12 protein-coding genes are annotated in these 12,302 nt (G+C 69.9%); 8 read left to right on the forward strand and 4 right to left on the reverse strand.

Annotated elements, in window-relative coordinates; translation table 11 throughout:
- Positions 1–1,141, reverse strand: a 1,141-nt coding sequence (locus tag QZV94_RS16675) for an aminotransferase class I/II-fold pyridoxal phosphate-dependent enzyme (RefSeq protein ID WP_293679184.1), incomplete at its 3' end; no start/stop codon positions are given.
- Positions 1,142–1,207: 66 nt separating this feature from the next.
- Between QZV94_RS16675 and QZV94_RS16680 the strand changes: the two genes are divergently transcribed.
- A complete protein-coding gene (locus QZV94_RS16680) occupies positions 1,208–2,485 on the forward strand; it encodes an MFS transporter (RefSeq protein WP_293679186.1) in 1,278 nt (425 codons plus the stop codon).
- Here the strand turns inward: QZV94_RS16680 and QZV94_RS16685 are convergent.
- Together QZV94_RS16685 and QZV94_RS16690 are read right to left on the reverse strand one after the other, a co-directional pair.
- The gene (locus tag QZV94_RS16685; protein ID WP_293679188.1) at positions 2,482–2,934 is read right to left on the reverse strand and encodes a VOC family protein; all 453 of its coding nucleotides are present in this window, start codon (positions 2,932–2,934) and stop codon (positions 2,482–2,484) included. The genes QZV94_RS16680 and QZV94_RS16685 overlap by 4 nt on opposite strands.
- A gap of 16 nt (positions 2,935–2,950) precedes the next feature.
- Positions 2,951–3,823: a TauD/TfdA family dioxygenase gene (locus tag QZV94_RS16690; protein WP_293679190.1), complete on the reverse strand. Its 873-nt coding sequence runs from the start codon at positions 3,821–3,823 to the stop codon at positions 2,951–2,953.
- Between the two features lie 76 nt (positions 3,824–3,899).
- On the opposite strand from QZV94_RS16690, the gene cobS reads away from it, so the two are divergent.
- The 7 genes from cobS to QZV94_RS16725 all read left to right on the forward strand — a co-directional run bounded on the left by cobS (position 3,900) and on the right by QZV94_RS16725 (position 11,556).
- Positions 3,900–4,901, forward strand: a complete 1,002-nt coding sequence (cobS, locus tag QZV94_RS16695) for a cobaltochelatase subunit CobS (RefSeq protein WP_293679192.1) — start codon at positions 3,900–3,902, stop codon at positions 4,899–4,901.
- Between the two features lie 333 nt (positions 4,902–5,234).
- Positions 5,235–7,049 carry an NAD(P)/FAD-dependent oxidoreductase gene (locus QZV94_RS16700; protein WP_293679194.1) on the forward strand — a complete coding sequence of 605 codons (1,815 nt, stop codon included), beginning with the start codon at positions 5,235–5,237 and terminating at the stop codon, positions 7,047–7,049.
- A gap of 129 nt (positions 7,050–7,178) precedes the next feature.
- Positions 7,179–7,991: an enoyl-CoA hydratase-related protein gene (locus tag QZV94_RS16705; RefSeq protein ID WP_293679196.1), complete on the forward strand. Its 813-nt coding sequence runs from the start codon at positions 7,179–7,181 to the stop codon at positions 7,989–7,991.
- Positions 7,988–8,782: an enoyl-CoA hydratase-related protein gene (locus QZV94_RS16710; RefSeq protein ID WP_293679198.1), complete on the forward strand. Its 795-nt coding sequence runs from the start codon at positions 7,988–7,990 to the stop codon at positions 8,780–8,782. Before QZV94_RS16705 ends, QZV94_RS16710 begins: the two co-directional genes overlap by 4 nt.
- Before the next feature lie 13 nt (positions 8,783–8,795).
- Positions 8,796–9,569: a VOC family protein gene (locus tag QZV94_RS16715; RefSeq protein ID WP_293679200.1), complete on the forward strand. Its 774-nt coding sequence runs from the start codon at positions 8,796–8,798 to the stop codon at positions 9,567–9,569.
- The gene (locus tag QZV94_RS16720; protein ID WP_293679202.1) at positions 9,566–10,558 is read left to right on the forward strand and encodes a nitronate monooxygenase family protein; all 993 of its coding nucleotides are present in this window, start codon (positions 9,566–9,568) and stop codon (positions 10,556–10,558) included. Before QZV94_RS16715 ends, QZV94_RS16720 begins: the two co-directional genes overlap by 4 nt.
- A gap of 110 nt (positions 10,559–10,668) precedes the next feature.
- Positions 10,669–11,556 carry an alpha/beta hydrolase gene (locus QZV94_RS16725; RefSeq protein ID WP_293679204.1) on the forward strand — a complete coding sequence of 296 codons (888 nt, stop codon included), beginning with the start codon at positions 10,669–10,671 and terminating at the stop codon, positions 11,554–11,556.
- 12 nt (positions 11,557–11,568) lie between these two features.
- Here QZV94_RS16725 and QZV94_RS16730 read toward each other — a convergent pair whose 3' ends face one another.
- Positions 11,569–12,102 carry a PQQ-binding-like beta-propeller repeat protein gene (locus QZV94_RS16730; protein ID WP_293679206.1) on the reverse strand — a complete coding sequence of 178 codons (534 nt, stop codon included), beginning with the start codon at positions 12,100–12,102 and terminating at the stop codon, positions 11,569–11,571.
- Between the last annotated feature and the right edge of the window lie 200 nt (positions 12,103–12,302).

Raw genomic sequence — 12,302 nt, forward strand, 5'->3', positions numbered from 1 at the left:
AGGCGGCCTTGGCCCAGGCGGCGTCGAACCACGGGACCAGGCGGGCGATGGCCTCCTCGATCTCCGCCGTCGAGACGGCGAAGCTGAGGCGGATGAAGCGATGGCCGTCGACGGGATCGAAGTCGATGCCCGGGGCGGTGGCGACGCCGGTGTCCAGCAGGAGCTGTCTGCAGAAGCTCAGGCTGTCGTCGGTCAGCCGGCCAACGTCGGCGTAGATGTAGAAGGCGCCGTCCGGCGGGGCGATCCTCTCCAGCCCCAGGCGCGGCAGGGCCTCCAGCAGGAGTTCCCGGTTCCTGCGATAGGCCGCCACATGGCCCTCCAGCTCATCGCGGCTGTCCATCGCCACGAGGGCGGCGTGCTGCGCGAGCGACGGCGCGGTGAGGAACAGGGCGCCCATGTAGGCCACCGCGCGCGACGCCTCGGCCGGCGGCACGACCAGCCAGCCCAGCCGCCAGCCGGCCATGCTGAAGTACTTGGAGAAGCTGTTCACGACGATGGCGTCGGGCGCGAACTCCAGCATCGAGCGCGTCGGCTCGGCGTAGGTGAGGCCGTGGTAGATCTCGTCGGAGACGATGCGGATGCCGCGCTCGGCGCAGACCTTGGCGATCGCCGCGAGCTCGGCGGCGGGGATGATCGTGCCGGTGGGGTTGGCGGGACTGGCCAGGATGACGCCGGCGGGGGCCGGATCCAGCGCAGCCAGGGTCGCGGCGGTGAGCTGGAAGCGGGTCTCGGGGCCGCAGGCGATCTCCAGCGGCACAAGGTTCAGCGCCTTGGCGGTGTTGCGGTAGGCGACGTAGCCGGGCCGCGCCATGGCGATCACGTCACCGGGCCGGAAGGTCGCCGAGAGCGCGATCACCAGGGCCGGCGAGGCGCCGCAGGTGAGCGTGATCTGGCCGGGCTTCACCTCGACGCCGTAGGCCTCGGCGTAGTGGCGGCAGATGCGGGCCTTGAGCGGCGCGCTCTCCCAGTAGCCCAGGGGCTCGGCGTCCAGCACCGCGTGCGCTGCGGCGATGGCGGCCCTGGGCGCGCCGGTCGAGGGCTGGCCGAACTCCATGTGCAGGATGTGGCGGCCTTCCGCCTTCAGCCGGTGGGCGAGCCCGCTGATCGAGATGGCGTGGAAGGGATCGACTTTCGCCGTCATGCTTCCGCCCTAGCCGATGCGGGCGGCCAACGCCATAAGGCGGGCGCGACCGAGGGGGACCCAGACGTGGCTTCGAGCGACAGCGCAGGCAGCGCCTCCAACCGCCGGGTGCTGGCCGCCAGCCTGGTGGGCACGGCGGTGGAGTTCTACGACTTCTACATCTACGCCACGGCCGCCTCGCTGGTGTTCGGCTCGCTGTTCTTCCCCAAGTCGTCGGAGTCGGCGCAGCTGATGCAGAGCTACGCGACCTTTGCGCTGGCCTTCTTCGCGCGGCCCGTGGGCGCGGCGTTCTTCGGCCACTTCGGCGACCGGATCGGGCGCAAGTCGACCCTGGTGGCCTCGCTGATGCTGATGGGCGGCTCGACGCTGTTGATCGCCTTCCTGCCGACCTACGCGATGGTGGGCTGGGTGGCGCCGGCGCTGCTCTGCCTGCTGCGGTTCGGCCAGGGCTTCGGCCTGGGCGGCGAGTGGGGCGGGGCGACGTTGCTGGCGGTGGAGAACGCGCCGCCGGGCTGGCGGGCGAGGTTCGGGATGTTCCCGCAGCTGGGCGCGCCGGTGGGATTCATCGCGGCCAACGGGCTGTTCCTGATCCTGGGGCTCATCCTGTCGGCGGAGGACTTCAAGGCCTGGGGCTGGCGGCTGCCGTTCCTGGCCAGCGCCATCCTGGTGGGCCTGGGCCTGTGGGTGCGTCTGCGGATCGGCGAGACGCCGGCGTTCCAGAAGGTGGCGGCCGAGGACGGGACCACCCACGTGCCGATGGCCGAGGTGCTGAAACGCCATCCGGGCGCCCTGCTGGGCGGGACGTTCGCCGTCGTGGCCTGTTTCGCGATCTTCTACCTCTCGACGGCGTTCGCGCTGGGTTATGGAACCACGGCGCTGGGCTACAGCCGCGAGACGTTCCTCTCGGTGCAGCTGGGGGCGATCCTGTTTCTCGCGGTGGGGATCATCGCGGCCGGCTACTGGGCCGACGCGCGCAACCCGCGCCGGGTGCTGATGTGGGGCTGCGTCGGGACCGTCGCCATCGGCGCGGTGATGGGCCTGATGATGGGCTCTGGCTCCCTGGTGCTGATCTGGGCCTGGCTGGCGGCGGCGCTCCTGACCATGGGCTTCGTCTACGGGCCGCTGGGCGCGTTCCTGCCCAGCCTCTTCCCGCCCCGGGTGCGCTACACGGGCGTCTCCATGGCCTTCAACGTCGGCGGCATCCTGGGCGGCGGCCTGGCGCCGATCGCCGCCCAACTGCTGGCCGACCGCGGCGGGCTTGCGCCGGTGGGCGCCTACCTCGCCGCGGCCGCGACGCTCAGCCTGATCGGCCTGGCGAGCCTGAAGCCGCGCTACGCCGACTAGGACTTGGCCGGCGCGGGCGGGGTGTAGATCTCGATGGGGTTGCCCTCGGGGTCGGCGAAGAAGTAGGCGCCGGGGGCGACGAGCCGGGTGGGAACGCCTTCCTTGACCAGGTGCTCGGAGAGCGCCTTGGAGTCCGGGACGATGAGGATCAGGCGGCCGGCGGTGCTCGGGCCGGGCTTGCGCTCGGGCGAGGCCAGCAGGGCCAGGATCGGCCCGGAGCCGCGCTCGCCGAAGGCCATGATGTACTCGAAGACCTTGCCTTCGCGGCTGTAGACGCCGACCTGCTTCATGCCGAGCTTGTCGGCATACCAGGCCTTCTGGGCCTCCAGGGCCATGACGTTCCAGCCCCAGCCCGAGATCACCTTGGGCGCGATGGCGGCGGGCGGCGGCGCGGCGAGCGCCGTGCCGGCCAGCATGGCGGCCGCCAGGGCGATGGCGATGGTCTTCATGTGTGGTTCCCTCTCCTCAGACCGGCGTTTCGCCGGCCACCGTTGTTCTGTGCATGACGCGGCGATGGCCGTCGTAGCCGCCCATGGCGTTGTGCATGGTGCAGCGGTTGTCCCAGATCAGCACCATGCCTTCGCGCCAGACGTGGCGGTAGATGAACTGGTCCTGGGTCATGTGCTGGTAGAGGCCGGCCAGCAGGGGGGCGGCCGCGTTCGGCGCCATGCCCTCGATCCCGACCGTATAGACCGGCGAGATGAAGAGCGCCTTGCGGCCGGTCACGGGATGCGTTCGCACCAGCGGATGGACGCAGGTCTTATCGGCCTCGGGGCTGACGATGATCGGCATCGAGCGTTGGTCCAGCTCGCGGGCGTACTGGCTCTTGGGGCCATAGGCGCGGCTGGCCGAGTGCACCGCCTTCATGGGGGCCAGTTGCGCCTTGGTGGCCTCATCGAGCGCGTCGTAGGCCCGCGCGGCGTCGCAGAACAGGGTGTCGCCGCCCACCGGCGGGATGACCTCCGAGCGCAAGATCGTGGCCGCGGGCGGCGCGGCCTGGAAGCTCCAGTCGGAGTGCCAGGCGCCTCCAAACGGGCTGAGGGTCTCGTCCGGTTCGCGGCGCACCTCCAGCACGTTGGGGTGGCCGGGCATGGGGGCGACGTAGGGATCGTCGCCGAACGGGCCGATCTGCAGGGTGAAGGCCTCGAGTTCGTCCAGACTCAGCGGCTGATTGGGAAAGCTCAGCACCGCGTGGCGCGCCCAGGCCGTCCTCACCTCCCCCAGCGTCGCCGCGTCCAGCGGGCGCGACAGGTCGGCCCCGGTGACCTCCGCGCCGAACCCGTGCGCCCGCGGCTTCACCGTGATCGTGCGATAGGCAGCTTCCGCGACCGGCGACATAGGCGTTCTCCCTTCCGCTAGGTGACATGAAACACCTGTTTGCGTCACGCCCGGCAAGCCTGTAATCGGCCAGACTATGGCCGCTTTCGACACCCTTGAAGACAAGCTGATCACCCTGAAGCCCGAGCGCGAGATCAATGCGCGCGAGCACTTCGGAGTCGATTTCGATTTCAAATGCCCGGCCTTCGCCGAGCGCGACAGTCACGTGCCGGACATCGATCCGGCGTACAAGTTCGACCCCGAGACGACGCGGGCGCTGCTGGCCGGCTTCGCCCACAATCGCCGGGTGATGATCCAGGGCTATCACGGCACCGGCAAGTCGACCCACATCGAGCAGGTGGCCGCCCACCTGAACTGGCCGCTGATCCGGGTGAACCTGGACAGCCACGTCAGCCGCATCGACCTGGTCGGCAAGGACGCCATCGTCCTGAAGGACGGCAAGCAGATCACCGAGTTCCGGGAAGGCATGCTGCCCTGGGCGATCCAGCGGCCGATCGCCCTGGTGTTCGACGAATACGACGCCGGCCGCCCGGACGTGATGTTCGTGATCCAGCGGGTGCTGGAGGCGCAGGGCAAGCTGACCCTGCTCGACCAGAACCGGGTGATCCAGCCGAACCCCTGGTTCCGGTTGTTCTCGACCACCAACACGATCGGCCTGGGCGACACCACGGGGCTCTATCACGGCACGCAGCAGATCAACCAAGGCCAGATGGACCGCTGGTCGATCGTCACCACGCTGAACTACCTCAGCCACGACGTGGAGGCCGAGATCGTGCTGGCCAAGAGCCCGTCGTACCAGACGGCCGAGGGCAAGCGGACGATCAACGCGATGGTCCGCGTGGCCGACATGACCCGCAACGCCTTCATGAACGGCGACATCTCCACGGTCATGAGCCCGCGCACGGTGATCACCTGGGCCCAGAACGCCGAGATCTTCGGCGGCGACGTGGGCCTGGCCTTCCGGATGACCTTCCTGAACAAGTGCGACGAGCTGGAGCGCGGCACCGTCGCCGAGTTCTACCAGCGCGCGTTCGGGAGCGATCTACCGGAAAGCACGGCCAGGGTGCGGGTGGCCTAGGCGCCGCAGGCACGAAAAGACGAACCGCGAAGGTCACGAAAACCACGAAGAGCGCGCCGGGGAGCCTGGGCCGCTCCGGGTCGCTCGGCGTTTTCGTGTCTTGCTGGTTCATTCTTGAAGGCGCTTCGCGCCGTCAGCGGTCACGCCAACGCGAGATCCATCGCCGCCAGCTCCGCCAGGGCGGCCTCTTCGTCGTCCATCGGACGCACGACTGTTCAGCCAAACGCCGTAAATGACGCGATCAGGGCCCGTTGACTCCGCGGGGGGCGGTCGGTCAGTTTAGAGTTGACTCAAAATTCGACGCCCGGCGGGTAAGCTGGGCCGGGAGGAACCATGAACGACGTAAGCCCGATCCATAAGGACCTCGATTTCGATCCGGAGGCCCTGCGCCAGAAGTACCAGGCCGAGCGCGACAAGCGGCTGCGGCCGGAGGGGAACGACCAGTACGTCGAGGTGAAGGGCAAGTTCGCCCACTACCTGGACGACCCCTATGTGAAGCGCGAGGAGCGCGCCCCGCTGACCGATCAGGTCGACGTGGCGATCATCGGCGCCGGGTTCGGCGGCCTCCTGGCCGGGGCGCGGCTACGCGAGGCTGGCGTCAAGGACATCCGCGTCATCGAGGCGGGCGGCGACTTCGGCGGCACCTGGTACTGGAACCGCTATCCTGGCGCCCAGTGCGACATCGAGAGCTACTGCTACCTGCCGCTGGTGGAGGAGCTGGGCTACATGCCGAAGGAGAAGTACTCCTTCGCGCCCGAGATCTACGAGCACTCCCAGCGCATCGCCAAGCACTACAACCTCTATGAGAACGCCGCTTTCCAGACCCGGGTGACCGGCATGACCTGGGACGACAAGACGGCGCTCTGGACCATCACCACCGACCGCGGCGACGCCATGAAGGCGCGCTTCGTGATCAGCTGCACAGGCCCGCTCAACCGGCCGAAGCTGCCCTCGATCCCGGGCATCGACACGTTCAAGGGCCACACCTTCCACACCAGCCGCTGGGACTACGAGTACACCGGCGGCAACCACCAGGGCGGCCTGACCAAGCTCCGCGACAAGCGGGTGGCGATCATCGGCACCGGCGCGACGGCGATCCAGTCGGTGCCGTTCCTGGGCGAGTACGCCAAGCAGCTCTACGTCTTCCAGCGCACGCCTTCGAGCGTGGACCTGCGCGGCAACAAGCCCACCGACGTCGATTGGTTCAAGACCCTGAAGCCGGGCTGGCAGCGCGAGCGCCGGCTGAACTTCAACAACATGGTCACCGGCCAACCGGTCGAGGAGGACATGGTCCAGGATGGCTGGACCGAGATCTTCCGCACCCTGGCCGCGGGCTTCGCCCTGGGCGCCGGCGAGAAGTTCTCCATGGAAGACGGCGCCCTGGGCGCCGAGATCGCCGACTTCAAGAAGATGAACCAGGTCCGTCGGCGGGTGGACGACACGGTGAAGAACCCCGAAGCGGCCGAGAAGCTGAAGCCCTGGTATCGCCAGATGTGCAAGCGGCCGACCTTCAACGACGACTTCCTGCCGACCTTCAACCGCCCGAACGTGGAGCTGGTCGACACCTCCGAAGGCAAGGGCGTGGAGCGGATCACCGAGAAGGGCCTGATCGCCAACGGCGTCGAGTACGAGGTCGACTGCATCATCTTCGCCACCGGCTTCGAGGTGGGCACGTCCTGGTGGCGGCGTCAGGGCTACGACCCGGTCGGCAAGGGCGGCGTCAAGCTCAGCGAGCACTGGGGCGAGGGGATGAAGACCCTGCACGGGTTCTTCAGCCACAACTTCCCGAACTACTTCCTGATGGGCATGTCGCAGAACGGCGGGTCGGTGAACCTGACCCACGTGCTGGACGACCAGGCGCAGCACATCACCTGGCTGATCGGCGAGGTCGAGAAGCGCCAGAAGCGCTACCTGGAGCCCACCGCCGAGGCCGAACATGAGTGGGTCGAGGAGTTGCGCAAGCTGGCCGTCATGAACACCAGCTTCCTGGAGGCCTGCACCCCCGGCTACTACAACGCCGAGGGCAAGATCGGACAAGGCGGCGGGATGGGCTTCCCCCAGACCTACACGCCCGGCGCCGGGGCCTTCAACGCCCTGCTGGCCAAGTGGCGCGAGAACACGGACATGCCGGGGCTCACCCTGGGCTGATGCGTCTGGCGAGCGGGGTGGCCGATGAGCCTCGGCATCACCCCGCTCGACTGACCCGGCGTGAAGGATGTTGCTTAGCGTCCGCCGTCGGCGCTCGGGTCCTGCCTGCGCCGCGGCGGGAGGCGTGCGATGGAAGACCCGCAGGTCGGCTATGAGCGACGGGGACCGCTCGGCGTCATCCGGCTCGAGCGGCCGGAGGCGCTGAACGCCCTCACTTATCCGATGATCGCCGGGGTGGAGCGGCTGGCCCTGGCGGCCGAGGCCGACCCGGCGGTGACGGCGCTGTGCATCACCGGCGCCGGCCGTGGATTCTGCGCCGGGATCGACATGGCGTCGCTGGCCGAAAGCACCCGCAGCGGCCCACCGAAGACCGCCGCGGCGGCGGACGGCGGCTCGAGGAACCCGGCGCTGTTCAGCTTCCTGCTCAAGATTTCCAAGCCGGTGATCGCGGCGATCAACGGCCCGGCGGCCGGCGGCGGCTTCGTGCTGGCCATGATGTGCGACCTGCGCTTCATGGCTGAGGAGGCTTCGCTCACCACGGTCTTCACCAAGCGCGGCCTGATCGCCGAACATGGGACGAGCTGGCTGCTGCCGCGGATGGTGGGCCTGTCGCGCGCCATGGACCTGCTGTGGAGCTCGCGCCGGGTCGATGGGGCCGAGGCCTACCGGCTGGGCTTCGCCGACCGGCTGGTCCCCGGCGAGGGGCTCATGGCCGCGGTGGAGGCCTATGCGGCCGACCTGGCGGCCAATGTCTCGCCGCGCGCGCTGGCGGTCATCAAGGCCCAGCTGCACCGCGACCTGGAGGCCGGCTTCGACGCCGCGGCCCGCGACGCCGCGGACCTGATGACCGACGCCCTTGCCCACCCCGACGCCGCCGAGGGCGCCCAGTCGTTCATCGAGCGACGCCCGCCCCGCTTTGCCCCATGGACAGGAGACCGATGATGCGGACCGAACACGAGACCCTGAAGGTCAGCCGCGACGGCCCGGTCATGACCGTGGCGCTGAACCGGCCGGCCAACCGCAACGCCATCGGCGGCGCGATGATGGCCGAGCTCTATGCGGTGATCTCCGAGATCGCGGTGGACACCACGGTGCGCGTGCTGGTGCTGCGCGGCGAAGGGGCGGACTTCTGTCCCGGCGCGGACGTGAAACACTACGGCGGCGCGGACTCGGCGCCGCGCGCCCCCGGCTGGTCGCCGCTGCACGAGTTCCAGATCCCGGTGATGCTGCACGAGATGCCGGCGGTGACGATCGCGGCGATCAGCGGCGCCTGCGCCGGCGCCGGGTTCGGCTGGGCCTGCGCCTGCGACCTGCGGATCGCCTCTGAGACGGCGAAGTTCAACTCGGCGTTCCTGGATGTGGGCGTGGCCGGCGACATGGGCGGGCCCTGGACGCTGCCCAGGATCCTGGGCGCGGCCAAGGCGCGCGAGCTCTACTTCATGCCCGGCAAATTCGACGCCGCCGAAGCCCTGCGCATCGGCCTGGTCTCCAGGGTCAGCGCGATCGACGCCTTCGAGGCCGACCTGGACGCGCTGACGGCCCGACTGGCGCGCGCGGCGCCGCTGGCGCTCACCGCCATGAAGGCCAACTTCCTGGCGGCGGAGAAGGTGGGCTTCGCCGACTTCATCGCCCTGGAATCCGAGAAGCACACCCGGCTCTTCCAGAGCCAGGACACCACCGAGGCGTTCCGCGCCTTCGTCGAGAAGCGCGCGCCCGTTTTCCACGGCCGCTGAAGGAGATAGCGAAATGCGTGTCAGGCAAGTGGCGCTCGTCGCCGGGGACCTCGATCGCGTCACCGACGGGCTGAACACCGCCTTCGGGCTCAAGGTCGCCTACAACGATCCGGGCGTCGGCCATTACGGGCTGAAGAACGCGGTGCTGCCGGCGGGCGCGGCCTTTATCGAGGTCGTCGAGCCGGTCCGCGACGACGCCTCGGCCGGGCGCTACCTGAAGCGCCGCGGCGGCGAGGCCGCGGGCTACATGGTGATCCTGCAGTGCGCCGATGCGCCCGCCGAACAGGCCCGCGCCGAGGCGCTGGGCGTGCGTGTCGTCGATCAGATCGACCGGCCCTACTACTACTGCGCGCACTTCCACCCCGCGGACTTCGGCGGGATGCTGGTGTCCTTCGACCAGCAGCGCACCGAGACTGACCCGCTCAAGGACGGCGGCGACTGGATGCCGGCCGGGCCGGACTGGGCCAAGGCCCAGGCCGACGCGGTGGACGACATCACCGCCGTGGTGATGTCGGCCGCAGATCCGCTGGCGCTGGCGCGGCGGTGGTCGGAGCTGATCGGGCGGCCGCTGGACCCCGACGATCCGCTACGCCTGCCGCTGGACCGCGGCGAGGTGCGGTTCGTGGCCGGCGGCGAAGGCGCGGCGACGGCGATCGAGGGCCTGGACGTGGCGGTGACGGACCCGGAGGCGGTGCTGAGCAAGGCCAAGGCGGCCGGGCTGGAGATGGCCAATGGCGGCGTGCGCATCGGCGGCGTGGTGATGCGTCCGACGGCGGTGGCCCGATGAGCCTCGATCCAGCCCTCAGGGCTTCGCTGACGATCCCGGCGATCTGCGCGCCGATGTTCCTGGTCACCGGGCCGGCGCTGGTGCGCGAGGCCTGCCTGGCCGGGGTGGTCGGCGGCCTGCCGCGGCAGAACGCCCGCAGCCTCGAGGAGTTCGAGGGCTGGCTGAAGGCCGTCTCAGAGGCGCTGAAGGCGGCGCGGGGGCGCGATCCCAAGCGGCGGATCGCGCCCGTGGCGGTGAACTATCCGACGCGGATGCCCGAGGACGAGCTGAAGGCCAATATGGCGCTCTGCGAGAAGTACGGCGTCGACATCATCATCAGCGTGGGCGGCGATCCGACCGAGCTGATCGGCCGGGTGCACGGCTTCGGCGGCAAGGTGTTCCACGACATCACCAGCCTGCGCTTCGCCGAGAAGGCGATCGCGGCGGGCGCCGACGGGCTGAACTGCATCGGGGCCGGCGGCGGCGGGCACTCGGGCACCATCAGCCACCTCGCGCTGATCCCGCGGATCCGGGCGATGTACGACGGGGTGATCGTGATGGCCGGCGCCGTCTCAACCGGGGCGGTGATCCGCGCCGCCGAAGTGCTGGGCGCCGACCTGGCCTACCTGGGCACCCGCTTCATCGCCACCAAGGAGGCGGACGCGCCGGAGGAGTACAAGGAGCTGCTGGTCAGCCAGACCTCCGGCGACCTGATGTACACCGGCGACGTGGCCGGCGTGCCGGCCAACTGGATGACGGAATCGATCCGCCGCGTCGGGATGGACCCGGAGAACCTGCCCAAGCCGCTGGGCCGCGGCATGCGCCACGACCATCTTCCGGAGGGCGTGACGCCCTGGAAGAACCTGTGGAGCGCGGGCCAGGGCGTCGATCTGATCAACGACGTGCCCAGCGTCGCCGAGCTGGTGGCGCGGCTGCGGGCCGAATACGTGGCGGCGTGCGAGACGCCCAGCTTCGTCGACGCGGCGCGGGAAGCCGCAGGGGTGGCTTGACCTCCGAAGCGTAGGGACGAACAGTAGGCGCACACCGCCTTCGCCAGAGCGTGCCCGCTTCCCTGTCCGGGGCGCGAGGTGGTGTGCATCCCTATTGCCTGGAGGCCCCCATGCGGATGGCGCTTGCCCTGACGTTCGGCCTGTTGAGCGCGCCAGCCGCGCTGTCGCAGGAACCACCCTCAGCCATCCCCCCTGAGGCGCTCGCGGCCGCGCGGCGGCCGGTGGTGCTGACGCTGCCCGGCATGGACGCGGTCCAGGTGACCAGGGACCTGCGCTACACGTCTCTGCCCGAGGGGCGGCTCGCGATGGACGTCTACCGACCGGCGGGCCTGGCGGCGGGCGAGCGGCGCCCGGCGGTGATCTACATCCACGGCGGCGTACCCCCCGGCGCGCCGGCCAAGGAGATGGGGGTCTACCAGTCCTACGGGCGCCTCGCGGCGGCGCAGGGCTGGGTCGGCGTGACCTTCACCCACCGCCTGGGGTTCCCGAAGACGATGATCGCCGAGGGGGCGGCCGATGTGGCCAGCGCCGTGGCCTATGTGCGGTCGCACGCGGCGGAGCTGAACGTGGACGTCGACCGGCTGTGCCTGGCCGCCTATTCCGCCGGCGGTCCGATGCTGTCGCCGTTCCTGAAGGATGCGCCGGCCTATGTGCGTTGCCTGGTGGCCTACTATCCGATCCTGGACATCGAGAACTCGGCGGCGCACAGGGCGGCCGAGACGCCACAGACGCTGGCGGCGCATTCGCCGCTGCGCCAGCTGGCGGCGCCGGGACGCAAGCCGCCGCTGTTCCTGGCCCGCGCCGGCGGTGACGAGATTCCGGACCTGCTCGCGGGCCTCGACGCCTTCGTCGCCGAGGCCTTGACGCGAGACTACCCGCTGACCCTGGCCAACAACCCCGGAGCCCCGCACGGCTTCGACATTACCGAACCGACCCCGCGGACCCTGGAGATCCTGGAGGCGACGTTCGCCTTCATGCGACGACACCTGGGCCGGTGACCCCTTGCCTCCCTACGGCAGGGCGTAGGCCAGGACGTAGTCGCCCTGGGCCGCGCCAAGGCCGCCGCCACCGGCGGAGATGACGACGTACTGCTTGCCGGTCCTGGGGGAGACATAGGTCATGGGCGTGGCGGCGGCCGCGACGGGAAGCGGAGCCTTCCAGAGTTCCCTGCCGGTGGCGTTGTCGTAGGCCCGCAGGTAGGCGTCCGTCGTGGCGGCGCGGAAGCTGACGCCGCCGGCGGTGGTGATCGTGCCGCCCAGGGCCAGGGTGCCGATGGGGATCGGCAAGTGGGACTTGAGGCCCAGCGGCGCCTGGGCCTCCGCCGTGCCCGTGGGCACCTGCCAGACGATCTGGCGGGTCTTCAGGTCGACGGCGGTCAGCATCCCGTGCGGCGGCTGCAGGCAGGGCGCGGCCAGGGGACTCATCAGCCAGTCGTTCTCGGCCTCGTAGGACACCGCCTTCATGCTGATGGGCAGGCGATCCTTGGCGTGGCGAAGCGCCAGCGCCGGCTTGGCGGACGGCTCGAGCGCCACGCTCTGGGGCATGCGGATGTCGCTGAAGATCAGCAGGCCCCGGCGCGGGTCGTAGGCGCCTTAGCCCCAGTTCATCCCGCCGCCGTTGCCCGGGTACTGCAGGCTGGGATGCTTCTTGCTGCCTGGCGGGGTGAAGTCTCCCTCCTAGCGGAGCCGCTTGAAGGCGATCCGGCAGTAGACCTGGTCCAGCCGCGTGTCGGCACGCGTCGTCG

It is taken from the genome of uncultured Phenylobacterium sp., from assembly GCF_902826855.1.
Taxonomy (GTDB): domain Bacteria; phylum Pseudomonadota; class Alphaproteobacteria; order Caulobacterales; family Caulobacteraceae; genus Phenylobacterium.